Consider the following 17,592-nt stretch of genomic DNA (forward strand, 5'->3'; position numbering starts at 1 on the left):
CTGGTCACCGGTGCGTTTGCGCAAGCTGCGAGCGCCAGGGGCGCGCGCGCAGGTCATGCCAGGCCACCAGCAGGAAGCCGCCTACCAGTCCCAGGTGTTCGAAGAAGGCATTGGCCATCATGAACCTGACATCGGGCGGCGCCTGCCAGAAGCGGTTGGCAACGAAGGTTGCGGCCAGCGTGAACGCTGCCAGCGCCAGTGCGCCAAGCCAGCGCCGCCAGCCGAGCAGGATCATGGCGGAGGCGCCCAGCTCCAGCACGATGGTCGCGATCGCCATCGGCACCGCGGGCGCCAGGCCGAAGTGCTGCATCTCCGCGATCGCGCCGCGGAAGTCGATCAGCTTGACCAGGCCGCCCTGCAGGTAGGCCGCGCACAGCAGCAGCAGCGCAAGCCAGTGCAGCCAGCGCGGCAACAGGTGCGCGGAAGGGCCGGAGGCGGCCGGCGTCAGGGTGGCAGTCGGTTCAGGCATGGCCGGTCTCCAGATCAGGGCGTGGGCGCGGAGGTTCGGGATCAGAACGCCCAGCACGAACAGCCGAGCGCGCCCCAGAAGGTGCTTTCGTCCGAGGTCGGCACGCTCGAAGTCCAGGCCCGGGCATGCGCGTGGCCATGCACGCCGCAACTGCTGGCGCAGCCGCACGCGGTGTTCATGGCCAGCGTGCGCGCCTGCGGCCTCGGCTGGTAGCCGCCCACATGCCGCACCGGCGACCAGTCCGGCATCGCCGGCGGAATCTGCGGCGACAGCTTGCTGAAGTCGCCATCGCCATAGACGACCTTGCCGCCGAGGATGGTCAGCACCGAGGCAATATCCTGGATCTCGTCGCCCGGCACGCTGAAGTAGTCGGCGGACAGCACCGCCAGGTCGGCGAGCTGGCCCACCTTGATCTGGCCCTTCTTGCCCACTTCGGACGAGAACCAGGTATTGGCCTCGGTCCACAGCCGCAGCGCGGTCTCGCGGTCGAGCAGGTTGGCCTGCGGGTACATCGCCATGCCGCCCACGGTCTTGCCGGTGGTCAGCCAGTACAGCGACACCCACGGGTTGTACGAGGCCACGCGCGTGGCATCGGTGCCGGCGCCGACCTTGACGCCTTTCTCCAGCATCTTCTTGACCGGCGGCGTCGCTTCCGCCGCGCGCGCGCCGTAGCGTTCGACGAAGTACTCGCCCTGGTACGCCATGCGGTGCTGAACGGCGATGCCGCCGCCGAGCGCGGCAATGCGGTCGATATTGCGGTCCGAGATGGTCTCGGCGTGGTCGAAGAACCAGTTCAGGCCATCGAACGGCACCTCCCTGGCGACCTTCTCGTAGACGTCGAGCGCGCGCGTGATGGTCTGGTCATAAGTGGCATGCAGGCGCCACGGCCAGCGCTTTTCCGCGAGCAGGCGGATCACCGGCTCCAGGTCGGCCTCCATTGACGGCGCCATGTCGGGGCGCTCGACGCGGAAGTCCTCGAAGTCGGCCGCGGTGTAGACCAGCATCTCGCCGGCGCCGTTGTGGCGGTAGAGGTCGTCGCCCTGGCCGGGCCTGACTGTCGAGGTCCAGGTCTTGAAGTCGCTGAGCTCTTCCTTGGGCTTCTGCGTAAAGAGGTTGTAGGCGAGCCGCACCGTCAACTGGCCTTCCTTGTGCAGTTCCTCGATGATGCTGTAGTCCTCGGGATAGTTCTGGTAGCCGCCGCCCGCATCGATCACCCCGGTGACGCCGAGCCGGTTCACCTCGCGCATGAAATGGCGCGTCGAGTTCTTCTGGTACTCCGGCGGCAGCTTCGGGCCCTTCGCCAGCGTCGCGTAAAGGATGGTGGCGTTGGGCTTGGCCAGCAGCAGGCCAGTGGGATTGCCGCGGGCATCGCGCATGATCTCGCCGCCCGGCGGGTTCGGTGTGTCCTTGGTGTAGCCCACCGCGCGCAGTGCCGCGCCGTTCAGGATCGCCCGGTCGTACAGGTGCAAGATGAACACCGGCGTATCGGGCGCCACGGCGTTCAGTTCTTCGACGGTGGGCAGCCGCTTTTCGGCGAACTGGTGCTCGGTGAAGCCGCCCACCACGCGCACCCATTGCGGCGCGGGGGTGCGGGCCACCTGGTCCTTGAGCATCCGCATCGCATCGGCCAGCGAGCGCACGCCGTCCCAGCGCAGCTCCATGTTGTAGTTCAGGCCGCCGCGGATGATATGCATATGGCTGTCGATCAGCCCGGGAATGGCCCGCCGGCCATTCAGGTCGATGACCTTGGTCTGCGCCCCGGCCAGCTTCATGATGTCCTGGCGCGTGCCGACGCCGACAAAGCGCCCGTCGCGCACGGCCACGGCATCCGCCTGCGGGTTGGACTTGTCAAGCGTGGCGAACTTGCCGTTGACGAGGATCAGGTCGGGGTGCGTGCCTGCTGACATGGCGAAGATCTCCGAGGATGCGGCCGCGCCGATTGCGGCAGCGGAGGCGATGAATTGCCGGCGGGTAACTGACATAAGCTTACGCGTTCAGGAAGGCGAGCAGGTCGGCATTGACCTGGTCGGCGTTGATCACGCACAGGCCGTGGGAAGCGCCCGGGTAGACCTTCAGGGTGGCGTCCTTAACGATCTCGGCCGACAGGCGCGCCGAGTTGTCGACCGGCACGATCTGATCGTCATCGCCATGCAGGATCAGCGTGGGCACGTCGATCTGCTTCAGGTCCTCGGTGTAGTCCACCTCCGAGAACTCCTTGATGCAGGCGTACTGGCCAACGATGCCCCCGGCCATGCCCTGCACCCAGAACGCATCGATGGTGCCCTGCGAAACCCGGGCGCCGTCGCGGTTGAAGCCGAAGAACGGCACCGCCAGGTCCTTGTAGAACTGCGAGCGGTTGTCGGCGACGCCCTTGCGGATGCCATCGAACACCTCCATCGGCAGGCCATTGGGGTAGGCCGTGGTCCTCAGCATCACCGGCGGCACCGCGCCGATCAGCACTGCCTTGGCCACGCGCCTGGTGCCATGGCGGCCGATGTAGTGGGCCACTTCGCCGCCGCCGGTGGAGTGGCCCACCAGCGTCGCGCCCTGCAGGTCCAGCGCGTCCAGCAGCGCCGCCAGGTCATCGGCATAGGTGTCCATGTCGTTGCCTTGCGCGGGCTGATCCGAGCGGCCATGGCCGCGGCGATCATGGGCGATCACGCGAAAGCCCTGTTGCACCAGGAACAGCATCTGCGCATCCCAGGCGTCGGCGTTCAGCGGCCAGCCGTGCGAGAACACGACCGGGCGGCCGGCGCCCCAGTCCTTGTAGAAGATCCGGGTACCGTCTGGGGTAGTGACAAAACTCATGGTTCACCTTTGCGATGGAGGAGGACGACAGGAGGAGACGATATGGCCGCGGGCTCAGCGGGCCGGCACCGGCGCGATCGACTCGTGTGGCGTGGCCGTGCGCTGCGGGGCCTTGTGGACCATGGTGTAGGCATAGTCGACGCCCATGCCGTAGGCGCCGGAATGCTCCTTGACCAGCTTCATCACGGCGTCATAGGTGTCGCGGTGGGCCCAGTCGCGCTGCCATTCCAGCAGCACTTGCTGCCAGGTCACCGGCACGGCGCCGGCCTGCACCATGCGCTGCATGGCGTAGTCGTGCGCTTCCTTGCTGGTGCCGCCCGACGCATCGGCCACCATGTAGATCTCGTAGTTGCCTTCGAGCATCGCGCACAGCGCGAAGGTGGTGTTGCAGACCTCGGTCCACAGGCCGGCGACGATCACCTTGTTGCGGCCGTTGGCCTTGAGCGCGTCGCGCACCTTCTGGTCGTCCCACGAGTTCATCGAGGTGCGCTCCAGTGTCTTCTGGTCCGGGAACACGTCGAGCAGTTCCGGGTAGGTGAAGCCCGAGAACGATTCGCTCTCGACCGTGGTGATCGTCGTCGGGATATTGAAGATCCGGGCCGCCTTGGCCAGGCCGACCACGTTGTTCTTCATGGCCTGCCGGTCCATCGACTGCACCCCGAAGGCCATCTGCGGCTGATGGTCGATGATGATCAACTGGCTGTTCTGCGGGGTCAGGACTTCGAGCTTCGGATTGGACATGATGGCGTTCCTTGGGGACAGGGTTGAGCGCGAGCGTGGTCCTTGCTTGCGGGCAAGGCCGTGGCGCGGGAGGGGCGGAAAAGGGCGGCGTGGTTCCGTGACCGCAGCGCTGCCGCATGAAAGACTAGTCGTTGGGGGCCGCCATGCAAATCGTATGTTCGTATTACCCGGCGGCCTGGCCGATGCCCTTGGCGTGGTACCCCGTGCACCTGCCGGGGGGGGCGTGCGGTTTGCGGTTGGCACGCCGTCACGCTGGGCAACCGTGCGACTAACACGATGGTATGAGTGCCCGGTGCATCACTGCCATGGTCCAATCGCGGTTCTTGCAGTGACCGGCCTGTCTGCTGGTTATAATCCGCCTCACCTTTCCGCGCGCACTGGAGATCTGACCGTGACATCACCAAGCCTGGAGCCGGCCGACGCCAGTGCGAGCGATGACGCGACGGTGCTGGTGGTCGACGATGATGCCGGGCTGCGCCGAGCGCTGGGCAACCTGTTCCGCTCGGTCGGCCTGAAGGTGGCGTTGTTCGCCTCGGCCGCAGAGTTGCTGGCAACTCCCTTTCCCGATACGCCGTGCTGCCTGCTGCTCGATGTCAGGCTGCGCGGGCCAAGCGGGCTCGACCTGCAGTCGCGCCTGGGCCGGATGGGCATCGACATCCCCATCATCTTCATGACCGGCTACGGCGATATCGCCATGACGGTCGCGGCCATGAAGGCCGGCGCCGAAGATTTCATGCCCAAGCCGTTCCGGGACCAGGACCTGCTCGATGCGGTGGCCGCGGCGCTGGAGAAAGACCGGTTGCGGCGCGAGGGTCTGCGCCAGGGCGAAGCGCTGCGCGCCAGCTACCAGTCGCTGACCCCGCGCGAAAGCGAAGTCATGGGCCTTGCGGTGGCCGGGCTGCTCAACAAGCAGATTGCCGCCGAGATCGGCATCAGCGAGGTGACGGTGAAGATCCATCGCGGCCAGGCCATGCGCAAGATGAAGGCGCGCACCTTTGCGGAGCTGGTGCTGATGGCGCAGCAGCTCGGCATCTGCAAGGTCGGCGGCTGATCACCCGACGTGCGTCGGTGGCCGCCTGAACCGGCATCCTCAACGCCTGGGATGGGATGGCCCGCCGGCGTGGAATCGTTGGCCTGACTTGCCGCGCATGCCGGTTAGAATGGCGCGGCATGGCGGTGCGGGTTTCGCCAGTCAGGTATGGCATCCGCATGACGCCCAGATTCCGACCATTCCTGCCCCCCATGACGCCTGGCATCCCTCCGCAGCAAAGCACTGCGCCGGCCTTTGACAACGCCTGGCTGAACAGGGCCGCGCAGACCGTGCTGCACATATCGGACGGCATCAGCTACCTGGAACTCGCCGATCCCGATACCCATCTGCGCCGCTTCGCCAGGAGTGCGCCGCTGGCGCACAGCGAGCCACTGCAGGACGAGCTCCGGCTGTCCGGCCGCCTGCAAGCCGACTGGGCCGCAGTGCCGGCGGCCACGCTGCGCAGCGCAGAGCGCATGGTGGTGGTGTATGGCGCAGCGCCCACTTCGACCCTCGCCGCGACACTGGGCGGCGCCCCCGTCCCCGTCGCACGCTTCCTCGAGCTTGCCATCGGCAGCGCCCGTGCGCTGGCGGGCGCGCATGCGCACGGCCTGCTGCATGGCGATATCCGGCCGCACAACCTGCTCGCCGACGACCGCGCCGGCGTACGCCTGACCGGCTTTGACCACGCCACCGCGCTGGATGCCATGCCGTCCGTCGTGCCGCGGCCCGGGCCTGCATCATGGCCATACCGGTCACCCGAAGTCGCGCGCGAGGACCAGGCGCGCACCAGCGCGCGCTCGGACCTGTATTCGCTCGGCATCACCTTTTACCAGATGCTGACCGGCACGCTGCCGTTCACCGCGGACTCGCCCGCGGCGTGGCAGCATGCCCATCTCGCCATCGAACCCGTCCCGACCCAGGTGCTCGCACCTGGCATCGCGCCGCTGCTGGGGACGATCGTGCTCAGGCTGCTGGACAAGGACCCCGCCGACCGCTATGCCGGCGCCATGTCGCTGCTGGCCGACCTGCTGCGCTGCCAGGCGGACTGGCGCGAACGCGGCGAGATCGCGCCGTTTAACCTCGACGGCGCCGGCGCGACTTCGACGCTGAGCGTGTCCGGCGAACTCTTTGGCCGCTCGCGCGAAACCGCGCAGCTGGCCGATGCGCTGGCGCGCGTGCGCCACAGCGGCCAGTCCGAGCTGGTGCTGATCGCCGGCGCCGCCGGCACCGGCAAATCAGCGCTGGCGGCCTGGCTGTCGTGCCACGCGGGACAGAAAGGCATGCGCTTTGCCAGCGGCAAGAGCGACCAATTGCAACGCGAAATTCCGTATGCGCCAGTGGCCCAGATGATCCGCGCGCTGGTGCTGCCGCTGCTCGCCGAGCCGGAAGCCGCGCTGGCGCCGGTGCGCGAGCGCTGGCTGGGCGCGCTCGCGGGGCAGGGCCGGGCCGTTGCCGAGCTGGTGCCGGAGGCCGGACATGTGCTTGGAGGCACCGCGCCGCTGGCCGACGTGCCGGCCCGGCAGGCGCAGGCGCGCGCGGTGAAGGCCATCCTGGCCACTTTCGCCATCTTTTCGGATAAGGGCGCGCCGCTGGTGCTGTGCTTCGATGACCTGCAATGGGCCGATGCGTCGACCATTGCGCTGCTCGAAGCCTTCACCACGCAACGTCCTGGCAACTTGCTGCTGATCGCCGCCTATCGCGACCACGGCAACGACGTGGAACAGCGCTTTTCGTGGCTGCTGCACGCCAGTCGCTCCGGCGCGCTGCCGGTCACGCGCATCGCCGTGCGCCCCCTGGCCGTGCCGGACCTGACCGAACTGGTGGCGGCTGCCTTGCATGAGCCGGCGCCGCAGGTCGAGGGGCTGGCGCGCCTGGTGCATGCGAAGACCGGTGGCAACCCCTTCTTCTCGTACCAGCTATTGCGCGCGCTGGTCGACGACGGCGTGCTGGCCTACCGCGACGACGACGCCGGCTGGCATTGGGACGAGGCAGACGCCGCCCAGCATCGCTACAGCGACAGCGTGACCGACCTGATGACTCGCCGCTTCGCCAGGCTGCCGGAAGACGGTGCGGAGTTGCTGCAGCAACTGGCGTGCGTGGGCATACGCTGCGAGCGAAGCCTGCTCGCCTGCGTGGCGCAAGTCAGTCCGGCGCGGCTTGGCGCGCGGCTGCGCCCGTTCGTCGCTGCCGGACTGCTGACACGTACGGAGGATGGCTACGCCTTCCAGCATGACCGCGTGCTGGAAGCGGCGTACGCCATGGTCGATGCGCGTGAGCGTACGGCCATGCACGCGCGCATCGCGGGCATCATGATCGAGCACTGGCAAGCCGAGCTGGCCGTGCATGCCTTCGAGATCGGCAACCAGATCGAGCGCGCGCACGGGCATCCGTTGCCGGAGCCGCAACGCGTGGCGTTCGTGCAGGTGCTGCTGGTCGCTGCCCGGCGCGCCCGGCGCAGCGCGGCGCTGGCGCAGGCGATTCGCTATACCGACGAGGCGTTCGCGTTGATGCAACCGTCGTGGTGGTCGACGCATTGCGAACTGGCCTACGCCGCCAGCCTGCTGCACTGCGAATGCCTGCTGGCGCAGGCACGCCTGGAGCCCGCCTCGCGCGAGATCGATGCGCTGCTCGCGCGCGAGCTGCCGCCGGCGGACAAGGCCGCCGTGCATCGGCTGAAGGCCAGCCTGCAGACCGTGCGTTCCGATTACGAAGGCGCGATCAACGCCGCGTTGTCGGGGCTGGCGCTGCTCGATATCCACCTGGAGCGCGGCCCCACGCCAGCGCGCATGCGCGAGGCCTATGAGGCCGTGAGCAGGGCGCTGGACGGTCGCCCGATCGACAGCCTGGGGTCGTTTCCGGCGACCGGGGACCGCCGCATCCAGACCATCATGGGCCTGCTGTCGACGCTGATCTCATCGCTGTTCGTGCATGACGGCATCAGCTTCCTGCATGTGGCCAAAATGGTGGAACTGACGCTGGAGCACGGCGCCACCGCGGAATCGCCATACGGACTTTCCTGGTTCGGCGTCTTTATCGCCAGCCTGTATGAGGAATACGAGGACGGCCTGGCTTACGGGCTGGCGGCGATGGACCTGGCCGATCGCCATGGCTACGAGGCCGAACGCATCGCAACGCTGGTGGCGGTCGACCAGGTCAGCGCCTGGACCCGGCCACTGTCCTACGCGCTGGCGCATGCGCAGCGCGCGGTCCTGCTGGGCCTGGCCTCGGGCGATATCGGCATGGCCTGCTATGCCTGCAACCATATCGCCTCGGACCTGCTTGCCATGGGCGAGCACCTGCGGCTGGTGGAGGAAGAGATCGGCCGCGGGCTGGCGCTGACCCGGCTGGTGCAATACCGGGACATCGAGCTCATCCTGTATTCGCAGCTGCATTTCCTGCACCGGCTGCGCAACGGCGACGAAGCGCCGCCGCAGGGCGAGGCCGTGCACCAGATGAGCGCGGCGCAGCGGCTGGCGCACGCCAACTCGCTGCCGACCCAGTTCTGGATCTGGCTTTATGACGGCATGGCTGCGGTGTTCCGGCAGGAATGGGACCACGCGGTGCGCAGCCTGCGCGAGGCGCAGGCGCTGAGCTGGTCGGCGCCGGCCCATATCAACGTCGCCGATTGCCGGCTGTATCTCGCCATTGCACTGGCGCACGCGGTCACCGGTGCGGCGCCGGACCGCGTCATGGCCGACGTGGCGGCGCAGCGCGACTGCTTTGTTCGCTGGGCGGCGCTGAACCCGCTGACCTTCCAGGGCAAGCTAGCGATGGTCGATGCCGAGCTGGCGCGCTTGCGCGGCGATCCGATGCGGGCGCTGGCCTGCTATGAGGAGTCGGCCGCTGCCGCCGCCGCGGCCGGGTTCGTTCACGAGGCGGCGCTCGCGCACGAGCTGGCCGGCATGCTGTGCGACGCGCGCGGCCTGCCGACCGCGGCCGCGCAGCACTGGCGCCTGGCCGGTGCCGGCTACCGCCGCTGGGGCGCGGAGCACAAGGCGATGCTGCTGGGCGCGCGGCATCCGCAGCTCGACGTTGCGGGGCCTGACGACGATGGCGCCGGCGGCGCCGGCAGCAAGCTTGCCGCGAGCCGCTGGGAGCTGGGCATGAAGACGGCCAGGGCAATGTCCAGCGAGATCGTGATGGACCGGCTGATCGAAACGCTGATGACCCATGTGGTGGTCCACGCCGGCGCCCAGTACGGATTGCTGCTGCTGATGCGCGGCGAGCAGCCCATGATCGAAGCCTCGGGACGCGTCGCCGACGGCAAGGTGGCGGTGACGCTGGGCAGCGCGGTGCCGACCGAACAGGCCCTGCCGCTGGCGGTGCTCGACAGCGTGCTGCGCACCCGGCAGACGCTGGTGCTGGATGACGCCATGGTCGAGGCGCCGTCGATCCGCAGCAAGGGCGCCATCCCCAGCGGCTTGCGCTCGGTGCTGTGCCTGCCGCTGCTGCGCGGCGGCAGCATGATCGGCGCGATCTACCTGGAAAACAACCTGGCCCCCGCGGTGTTCGACGCTGGCCGGATCGCCGAACTCGAGGTGCTGGCGCCGCAGTTGGCGATCTCGCTCGAGACCGCGCGTCTGTATGAGCAACTGATCGACGAGAGCAACCGCCGCGTCGCGGCGGAAATGCGGCTGCGCAGCGCAAGCTCGGCACTGGCGCGCACCTCGCACCTCACCGTGATGGGTAGCCTGGCCGCATCGATCGCCCATGAAGTGAACCAGCCGCTGACCGCCATCGTCGCCACGGTCGACGCCAGCCTGCGCTGGCTGAACCGGCCCACCCCGGAGATCGCCGAGGCGCTCGACGGCTTTACCCATATCAAGCACAACGCGCTGCGCGCCGCCGACATCATCCGCGCCCTGCGCGCGCTGGCAAAGCAGGCACCGGCAGTGCTGGCCCCGCTGCATCCCGACGAGGTCCTGCGCGAGGTGCTGGACATGGTGCGCCTGGACATCGACGCGCACGACGTCAAGGTCTGCACGCGCCTGGCGACGGGGACCACCATGGTCGAAGCCGATCGCGTCCAGCTGCAGCAGGTGGTGCTGAACCTGATCACCAACGCGCTCGACGCCATGGCGCAGACGCCGACGGCGCAGCGCGAGCTGATCGTGACCTCGTACCGGGAAAACGACAACGTCGTCGTCAGCGTGCAGGACCATGGCTCCGGCATTCCCGACGACGTGCTGGGCCAGGTGTTCGATCCATTCTTCACCACCAAGCAAGACGGCATGGGCATGGGCCTTGCCATCTGCCGCTCCATCATCGAGGCGCACGGCGGCACGCTGGAAGTGCGCAACCGGCGCAGCGGCGGCAGCGAGTTCATGTTCCGGCTGCCGGTGTGCGAGATGTTTCCGTCGGTGGGTCCATAGAAGCGGCACGCGTGACGGCGGCTGTTCCCGGAGCGACCCTCCGGCGCCTGAGACGCCGAGCTACGTCGGTCCAGTTCTTGCCAGCCAGCGCATCCGGCACTACAACATTCCAATGGCCGCAGCATGGCGGCATGGGGAGGCTGACGCTATGGACATTCACCCGGGCTTTCGCCGCGTTGCGGTAATCGGTGCTACGGCCCTGTCCACGCTCGCTTCCGCAGCGGGTCCGGATGGGCCATTCCAGCCCACCCAGGTGTCTGCGTCGCCCGATCGCAACGCCGGCCTGCAAGCCTTTGCCAATATCGAGCGGGTGCTGTTGCATGGCCGCTGCCTGAACTGCCATGTGCCCGATGCCCCACTGCAGGGCGATGCCAAGGCGCCGCACTATCCCCCAGTGCAGCGCGGCGTTGACGGCAGGGGCGTTGCACCGCTGCAATGCGCCACCTGCCATGGCACGCAGAACAGCCCGCTTGTGCATGCGCCCCCCGGGCTGGATACCGACGGCCAGCCGGGATGGCACATGCCACCAGCCAGCATGAAGATGTCCTGGCTTGGACTCAATGGCCCTGCGCTGTGCAAGGTGTTCCGCGAGCCAAAGACCAATGGCGGGCGTTCGCTCGCAATGCTCGAGGAACATATGGTCATGGACCATCTCGTTGCCTGGGGCTGGCAGCCGGGGCCGGGGCGCACTTTGCCGCCGCTGGACAAGCCGTCTTTTGACGAGCAGGTGCGCACATGGATCCGCAATGGCGCGCCTTGCGATACGCGCGAACCGCTGCGTACTTCGGTCGGACCCACCCGCGCCGCTGCTGACGAGGCATTGGTGAAGCATCTACGCGAGATTGCGCGCTCTGGCGTCATGACCAAGACGGCGCGGGAAGGCAACGGGAGCCAGCCATGATCTCTTTACGCCTCAATGGCAAGACGCAGGAAGTGGATGTGCCTGGCGACATGCCGGTGCTCTGGGTGCTGCGCGACACCCTGGCGCTGACCGGGACCAAGTTCGGCTGCGGTATCGCGGTGTGCGGGGCATGCACCGTCCATGTCGACGGCCAGCCGCGTCGCGCATGCATGACACCGGCATCTTCCGTCGCCGGCCGGCAGGTCACCACCATCGAGGCCATTGGCGACGACAAGGTGGGCCGCGCAGTGCAGGAAGCCTGGATCCGTCACGATGTCGCACAGTGCGGATATTGCCAGAGCGGCCAGATCATGTCCGCGGTGGCGCTCCTCAAGGCCAACCCGCATCCGACGGACGCCGACATCGACCGCGCCATGAGCGCCAATCTGTGCCGCTGCGGCACCTACGCGCGCATCCATGCCGCGGTCAAGGACGCGGCAAAGTCTATCGGCTGAGGAGATGCCATGATACGCATGCAGCAGGCCAGTGGCGGCATCGACCGGCGCACATTCCTGAAGCTGAGCTTCGGTTCCGGCTTCGCGCTGTGCGCTTTTCCGGTGGGTGCGCAGACGGCCGGCGGTGCCTCGCCCACACCGCCCGCGCCCCCGGTCCCGCCCTCGGCCTTTGTCGGTATCGATGCCGATGGCATCGTGACGGTCACCATCGGCAAGCTCGAGTTCGGGCAGGGCGTGCAGACGGCATTGCCGATGATCGTGGCAGAAGAGCTTGACGCGGACTGGAGCAAGGTGCGCTGCCAGCTCGCCCCCGCCGGCGAGGCCTACAAGGATCCGGTCTTTCACATGCAGATGGTTGGCGGCTCGACCAGCATGAAGAACTGCTGGACGCAGTATCGCGAGGTAGGCGCGCGCATGCGTGCCATGCTGCTTGCCGCAGCCGCGAGGCGCTTCGGTGTCCCGCCTGCGCAGCTGAAGGCCGACTCGGGCGTGGTGACCACGCCGGACGGCCGCCGCACCGCTTACGGCGAACTGGCCGCGGCCGCGCTGGCCGAGCCCGTGCCGGCAAGCGTGCAGCTCAAGTCGCCGCAGCAGTTCAGGCTGATCGGCAAGCCTGTCGACCGACTGGATGCGCGCGACAAGTCCAACGGCAGGCAGCAGTTCGGCATCGACATGATGTTGCCCGGGATGCGCGCCGTGGTCATGGTGCATCCGCCTGTGTTCGGCGCCCGCGTGGCGCGCGTCGACACGGCGCCCGCAAAAGCGATCGCCGGGGTGGAAGATGTCTATCAGGTACCGCTGGTCGGCGGCGCCACCGGGCTGGCCATCGTCGCCAGCGGATTCTGGGCGGCGCGGCGGGCACGCGAGGCGTTGCAGGTGGAATGGGATACCACCGGCGTCGAGAAGGCGGACAGCACCGCGCTACTGGCCCGCTACCGCGAGCTGGCAATGCAGCCCGGCACGCAGGCGAGCACGGCCGACACCGCCGCGCTGGCTGCCGCGCCGCACCGGATCACCGCCGAATTCACCTTCCCATACCTCGCGCATACGCCGATGGAGCCGCTCAATTGCACCATCGACTTCCGTGGCAACCAGTGCACGGTGTGGGCCGGCTCGCAGTTCCAGACCGTTGACCAGGCCAATGTCGCGGCCGTACTTGGCCTGAAGCCCGAACAGGTGACCTTCAACACCATGATGGCCGGCGGCGGCTTCGGCCGGCGCGCGGTGCCGACTTCGGATTACCTGTTCGAGGCCGCCCAGGTGGCCAAGGCGCGGTACGCAGCGGGCCGCCGCGAGCCGATCAAGATGATCTGGATCCGCGAAGACGACGTGCGCGGTGGCTACTACCGCCCGATGCACCTGCACCGCGTGGAAATCGGTCACGACGGCAAGGGCAAGGTTCTCGCCTGGAAGCACGTCATCGTTGGCCAGTCCATCACCATGGGCACGCCGTTCGAATCCTTCACCGTCAAGAATGGGGTTGACTCGACCATGGTGGAGGGCGTCGCCGGCAGCCCCTATCCATTCCCGATCGCGCTCCAGGTTCATCACCCCAAGGTCAATGTGCCGGTACTGTGGTGGCGTTCGGTGGGACACACCCACACCGCCTTTGTCATGGAGACGCTGGTCGACGAACTGGCCCGCTCGGCCGGCATCGATCCGGTGGCGTATCGCCGCACGCTGCTGCGCGAGCACAAGCGACATATCGCGGCGCTGGACCTGGCGGTGGAACGCTCCGGCTACGGCAAGCGTCGCCTGGCGGCCGGCCGCGCCTGGGGCGTGGCGGTACACGAATCGTTCGACACGGTGGTGGCGTACATCGTCGAGGCTTCGATGCGTGGCAACCAGCCGGTCGTGCATCGCGTCACCGCTGCCGTGCACTGCAATATGCCGATCAATCCGCGCACCATCGAGGCACAGGTCCAGGGCGGCATGCTGATGGGGCTGGGCACCACGCTACCAGGCGCGCAGATCACGCTGAAGGACGGCGTGGTGCAGCAAGGCAACTGGAATGATTACCGGCTGGCCACGCATGCGGACATGCCCGCCCAGGTTGCCGTGTACATCGTGCCCTCGGCCGACCCGCCGACCGGCATCGGCGAAACCGCGGTGCCGCCGATTGCGCCCGCACTGGCCAACGCCGTTGCGGCCCTGACAGGCAAGCGGTATCGCAGCCTGCCGTTCGGCGACGTGACATGATCGAAACGCCTGCGCGGTCAGGGACACGTGGGCGGGAGCGTCCCGACGTCCCTGACAGCGTGCGCGTGAACGCGCGCCGGCGGCGGCCGGAAAATGCCAGCTCGCCATCAAGCCGAAACGACCATCCCATCCACCATGGCTTCGCACAGCTGCATCAGCTTTTTCGTGTCGAGCGTCTTGGTCTTTGCGGTCGCGTTGATGGAATAGACCTGCGCGATGCCGCGCAGGCTGGCGACGATGAAAGTGGCCAGGCTGTCCAGATCCTCTTCGATGAAGCGGGTCCCCTGGGCCTGTTCGTCCTCCAGGCACTCGCGCACGAAAGCGACGGTGGCATCGTTCATGCGCGCGACGTCCGCCGCGAATTCCCGATCCTGGAAGATGGCCTCCGACAATAGCGCCGAGAACACCTGCGTGTTGGAGTCCGACTTGCCGAGGCTGCCGAGCTGGGTACGGATGAAGCTGCGCAGGCGCGCGAGGCCAACCGTGTGCCCTTCCGCCTGGTGGAAACGCCTGGCGAACTGGCTGCGTAATTCGGACAGCACGGCCAGTTGCAGCGCCTGCTTGTTGCCGTACAGGTGGACCACCAGCCCTTTGCTGACGCCGGCAGTCTCGGCTACCTCGGCAATGGTCATGCCGCCAATGCCCTTGGCACGCATGACCGTCATGGCGGCCTTGATCAACGCACCCTCCGACGTGGCGCGCCGCTCCTCCTGGGTGCGTCGGGTTTGGGCGGGGCGGGCGGCTGTGGTGGTCATGTTCGGGCAAATTCAGGCGTGTTGTGAAGACAGCAATTCTTCCAGATTATCGGACGTGAAATCCAGGGCGCCGAGAATTTCGCGCGTGTGCGTACCAGCGGGGGCGATGTCCCGCATGGCCGGGGGCGTGGCCGAAAACCGCGGCGCGGGACTGGCCTGCAGCACGCCACCACGCTCGACATAACTCTGGCGAGAGGCCAGGTGTGGGTGGCGCGCGGCCTGGTCCGGCGCCAGCACGGGTGCCCAGCAGGCATCGCTGCCTTCCAGGCAAGCCTCCCATTCGGCGCGTGTGCGCGAGCTTATCCGTGCAGCCATGGCCTGCCTGAGCTCGGGCCACAGGTCGGGGTCGTTCTGGCCGCGGACAAAGCGCACATCGCCGCTCAGTCCGAGGCGCGCCAGCAGTTCTGCATAGAACTTGGGTTCCAGCGGCGCGAAGTTGATCCAGCCGCCGTCCTTGCACTGGAAGCTCTGCGCCGCCCAGTGCGAAGCGTCAAACGCCTGGGTGCCCCGCGCGAAACTGCCGCCGCGCCGCTGGATGGCGCCGAGCATCAGGTTCAGCATGTGGGCCGCGCCATCGACGATGGCGGCATCGACCACCTGTCCTTGCCCCGTGCTGCGCGCATGTTGCAGGGCGGCCAGTAGTCCCACCGCCAGGTAAAGCGCGCCGCCGGCCACATCGCCCAGCACGGTGGACGGCGCCATCGGCGGCTGATCGGGCGGGCTCGCAAACCAGAGCGCGCCGCTGAGGGCGGTGTAGTTGCTGTCGTGCCCGGCGCGCGGTGCCCAGGGCCCGTCCTGGCCCCAGCCCGTCATGCGCCCGTACACCAGCGCGGGCCGGCGCTGCAGGCACACCTCCGGACCCAGGCCCAGGCGCTCCATCACGCCCGGGCGCATGCCCTCGATCAGCAGGTCGGCGCCCTCGCACAGGCGCAGCACGGCCTCGACGGCGACGGGATGCTTGAGATTCAGCACCACTGACTGCTTGCCGCGGCTGGTGATGGCATGGGGCCGTTCCGGCGCCGCCAGGCGCTCCGGCGGCTCGACGGCGATGACGGTCGCGCCCAGGTCGGCCAGCAGCATGCCGCAGAACGGGCCGGGCCCGATGCCGCTGATTTCGATCACTTTGACGCCTGCGAGTGGGCCCATGGTGTGCGCTCCTTGTTGGACAGGGATGGGGTGGGGCAAGCCAGGACATAGGTGTCCGACTGCGTGAAAACCCTATTTGATAAATCATACAAACTTACCGACCATATGGTAAGTAAGTTGAGGAAAAAAACATGACGACAGACGAGACAACCCCACGAATCGACAAGCCCGGGCTCTGTGGCTGGAGCGCCCATCACACCCCTTTTCTCAAGGGCATTCGCTGCACCGCATGCAATGAAGTGGCATTTCCACCCCAGCACTTCGGCTGCGAGCGCTGCGGCAGCGGCGCACTGGCCGATATCGAACTGGCCGCCGAGGGCGTGGTGCTGGGCAGCAGCCAGGTCCACATCCATGCCCAGCCGGAGCCGGCCGTGCCGTTCACGGTGGCAGAGGTGCGGCTCGATGCCGGCCCGGTGGTGCGCGCCCTGCTCGACGTGGGGCACGAGCCGGGCGACTGGCATGGCCGGCGCGTCCATGGCGTGCTGCGTCAGCGCGGCCCGGACCCGGCGGTGCTGGAATTCCGCTTCGGGGTAACGGCATGAAGCAAACACTAAAGGACCTGCGGCCGGTCTACGTGGTCGGCATTGGCTGGCACCGTTACCAGGACCCATCGGATACGCCGTACGTGACCCTGGGCCTGACCGCCGCGCGCCAGGCACTGGCGGATGCGGGCGTGCCCATCGGCGGCGTGGACACCGCTTATGTTGCGCGGGCGCTGCTGGGCATGGCCTGCGGGCGTCCCATCCTGCGCCACCTGGGGGCGACGGGCATGCCCATCGCCCATGTCGAGAACGCGTCGGCCTCCGGCTCCACGGCATTCCGCCATGCCTGCATCGAAGTGGCCAGCGGCCTGGCCGATACCGCGCTGGTGCTGGGCGTGGACAAGCGCGCGCCGGTAGTGCGCGCCGAAACCCAGGCTGGCATCGAGCAACTGGCCAGTGAATACATCGCGCCGTTCACGCACTTCGCGCTGCTGGCGGACCGGTATGTGCATCGCTGCGGCGCCGACATGCGCGACATCGCGCTGGCCGCGGTGAAGAACCACAACAACGGCGCGCTCAACCCGAACGCCCAGCGCCAGAAGCCCCGCACGCTGGACGAAGTGCTCGGCGGACGCAAGGTGTCGGGCGAGCTCACGGTGCTGCAATGCACGCCGGTCGGCGAAGGCGCGGCGGCCGTGGTGCTGATGTCCGAAGACGCGATCCGGGCGCACGGCATCGACCCCGGCCGCGCGGTGCGGGTGCTGTCGTCCGCCGCCCAAAGCCAGGCCGTGTACCAGGACGCCACGGCGTTCGATGAACTGCTCACGCAGGCCACCTGCCTGCAGGCGCTGCAGGAGGCCGGCGTCGCTCCCGCGGCGCTGGACGTGGTCGAGCTGCACGATGCCTTTGCCATCGAAGAGGTGCTGTACCTCGAGGCCATGGGCCTGTGCAAGCCGGGCCACGCTATCCCCGCCCTGAAGGCGGGCGAATTCCACATCGGCGGCAAGGTGGCGGTGAGCCCATCCGGCGGGCTGATTGCGATGGGGCACCCGATCGGCCCGACAGGCGTGGGCCAGATCGCCGAGATCACGTTGCAGCTGCGCGGCGAGGCGGGGCCGCGGCAGCAGCCCGGAGCGCGCACGGGGCTGGCGCACATGGTGGGCGTAGGCGCCGTCTGCTACGCGCACGTGCTGGGCATCTGAACCAAGAACCCTATCCAGGAGACACAGAC

At 67.9% G+C, this 17,592-nt stretch carries 13 protein-coding genes; 7 read left to right on the forward strand and 6 right to left on the reverse strand.

All coding sequences use genetic code 11. From position 1 onward, the window contains the following. Positions 1-4: 4 nt before the first annotated feature. The 4 genes from E5S69_RS12670 to E5S69_RS12685 form a co-directional block, all read right to left on the reverse strand. Positions 5-469, reverse strand: a complete 465-nt coding sequence (locus E5S69_RS12670; protein ID WP_171514985.1) for a DoxX family protein — start codon at positions 467-469, stop codon at positions 5-7. A gap of 41 nt (positions 470-510) precedes the next feature. After that, the gene (locus E5S69_RS12675) at positions 511-2,376 is read right to left on the reverse strand and encodes an amidohydrolase (RefSeq protein WP_236901303.1); all 1,866 of its coding nucleotides are present in this window, start codon (positions 2,374-2,376) and stop codon (positions 511-513) included. Between the two features lie 79 nt (positions 2,377-2,455). After that, positions 2,456-3,277 (reverse strand): alpha/beta fold hydrolase, encoded by an 822-nt coding sequence (locus E5S69_RS12680; protein WP_171514987.1) that lies wholly within the window; start codon positions 3,275-3,277, stop codon positions 2,456-2,458. A 54-nt stretch (positions 3,278-3,331) separates the two neighbouring features. Further along, complete coding sequence (locus E5S69_RS12685) at positions 3,332-4,018, reverse strand: hydrolase (RefSeq protein WP_171514988.1); 687 nt, start codon at positions 4,016-4,018, stop codon at positions 3,332-3,334. 391 nt (positions 4,019-4,409) lie between these two features. Between E5S69_RS12685 and E5S69_RS12690 the strand changes: the two genes are divergently transcribed. The 5 genes from E5S69_RS12690 to E5S69_RS12710 all read left to right on the forward strand — a co-directional run bounded on the left by E5S69_RS12690 (position 4,410) and on the right by E5S69_RS12710 (position 13,978). Further along, positions 4,410-5,069, forward strand: coding sequence for a response regulator (locus tag E5S69_RS12690; RefSeq protein WP_171514989.1), 660 nt, complete (start codon positions 4,410-4,412; stop codon positions 5,067-5,069). A 191-nt stretch (positions 5,070-5,260) separates the two neighbouring features. After that, a complete protein-coding gene (locus E5S69_RS12695; RefSeq protein WP_171514990.1) occupies positions 5,261-10,423 on the forward strand; it encodes a trifunctional serine/threonine-protein kinase/ATP-binding protein/sensor histidine kinase in 5,163 nt (1,720 codons plus the stop codon). Between the two features lie 112 nt (positions 10,424-10,535). Further along, on the forward strand, positions 10,536-11,324 hold the full coding sequence (locus E5S69_RS12700; protein WP_236901304.1) for a hypothetical protein: 789 nt from the start codon (positions 10,536-10,538) through the stop codon (positions 11,322-11,324). Beyond that, a complete protein-coding gene (locus E5S69_RS12705) occupies positions 11,321-11,779 on the forward strand; it encodes a (2Fe-2S)-binding protein (RefSeq protein ID WP_171514991.1) in 459 nt (152 codons plus the stop codon). The genes E5S69_RS12700 and E5S69_RS12705 overlap by 4 nt, the downstream gene beginning before the upstream one ends. Positions 11,780-11,797: 18 nt before the next feature. After that, positions 11,798-13,978, forward strand: coding sequence for a molybdopterin cofactor-binding domain-containing protein (locus tag E5S69_RS12710; protein ID WP_423766627.1), 2,181 nt, complete (start codon positions 11,798-11,800; stop codon positions 13,976-13,978). A gap of 107 nt (positions 13,979-14,085) precedes the next feature. Here the strand turns inward: E5S69_RS12710 and E5S69_RS12715 are convergent, their stop codons facing one another. Together E5S69_RS12715 and E5S69_RS12720 are read right to left on the reverse strand one after the other, a co-directional pair. Further along, on the reverse strand, positions 14,086-14,733 hold the full coding sequence (locus E5S69_RS12715) for a TetR/AcrR family transcriptional regulator (RefSeq protein ID WP_171514993.1): 648 nt from the start codon (positions 14,731-14,733) through the stop codon (positions 14,086-14,088). Between the two features lie 12 nt (positions 14,734-14,745). After that, the gene (locus E5S69_RS12720) at positions 14,746-15,879 is read right to left on the reverse strand and encodes a CaiB/BaiF CoA transferase family protein (protein WP_171514994.1); all 1,134 of its coding nucleotides are present in this window, start codon (positions 15,877-15,879) and stop codon (positions 14,746-14,748) included. A gap of 131 nt (positions 15,880-16,010) precedes the next feature. Between E5S69_RS12720 and E5S69_RS12725 the strand changes: the two genes are divergently transcribed. Continuing rightward, positions 16,011-16,421: a Zn-ribbon domain-containing OB-fold protein gene (locus tag E5S69_RS12725; RefSeq protein WP_171514995.1), complete on the forward strand. Its 411-nt coding sequence runs from the start codon at positions 16,011-16,013 to the stop codon at positions 16,419-16,421. Next, entirely contained in the window at positions 16,418-17,563 is a 1,146-nt protein-coding gene (locus E5S69_RS12730) for a thiolase family protein (RefSeq protein WP_171514996.1), read from the forward strand. The genes E5S69_RS12725 and E5S69_RS12730 overlap by 4 nt, the downstream gene beginning before the upstream one ends. The last annotated feature ends 29 nt before the right edge of the window (positions 17,564-17,592 follow it).

The organism is Cupriavidus necator, from assembly GCF_013141915.1.
GTDB lineage: Bacteria > Pseudomonadota > Gammaproteobacteria > Burkholderiales > Burkholderiaceae > Cupriavidus > Cupriavidus necator_B.

Bases quoted from the DNA above. Each gene is read 5' to 3' on its own strand.
- E5S69_RS12670 (WP_171514985.1), bottom strand. From the start codon at position 469: ATGCCTGAACCGACTGCCACCCTGACGCCGGCCGCCTCCGGCCCTTCC.
- E5S69_RS12705 (WP_171514991.1), top strand. From the start codon at position 11,321: ATGATCTCTTTACGCCTCAATGGCAAGACGCAGGAAGTGGATGTGCCT.
- E5S69_RS12680 (WP_171514987.1), bottom strand. From the start codon at position 3,277: ATGAGTTTTGTCACTACCCCAGACGGTACCCGGATCTTCTACAAGGAC.
- E5S69_RS12720 (WP_171514994.1), bottom strand. From the start codon at position 15,879: ATGGGCCCACTCGCAGGCGTCAAAGTGATCGAAATCAGCGGCATCGGG.
- E5S69_RS12710 (WP_423766627.1), top strand. From the start codon at position 11,798: ATGCAGCAGGCCAGTGGCGGCATCGACCGGCGCACATTCCTGAAGCTG.
- E5S69_RS12715 (WP_171514993.1), bottom strand. From the start codon at position 14,733: ATGACCACCACAGCCGCCCGCCCCGCCCAAACCCGACGCACCCAGGAG.
- E5S69_RS12675 (WP_236901303.1), bottom strand. From the start codon at position 2,376: ATGTCAGCAGGCACGCACCCCGACCTGATCCTCGTCAACGGCAAGTTC.
- E5S69_RS12730 (WP_171514996.1), top strand. From the start codon at position 16,418: ATGAAGCAAACACTAAAGGACCTGCGGCCGGTCTACGTGGTCGGCATT.
- E5S69_RS12725 (WP_171514995.1), top strand. From the start codon at position 16,011: ATGACGACAGACGAGACAACCCCACGAATCGACAAGCCCGGGCTCTGT.
- E5S69_RS12695 (WP_171514990.1), top strand. From the start codon at position 5,261: ATGACGCCTGGCATCCCTCCGCAGCAAAGCACTGCGCCGGCCTTTGAC.
- E5S69_RS12685 (WP_171514988.1), bottom strand. From the start codon at position 4,018: ATGTCCAATCCGAAGCTCGAAGTCCTGACCCCGCAGAACAGCCAGTTG.
- E5S69_RS12700 (WP_236901304.1), top strand. From the start codon at position 10,536: ATGGCCGCAGCATGGCGGCATGGGGAGGCTGACGCTATGGACATTCAC.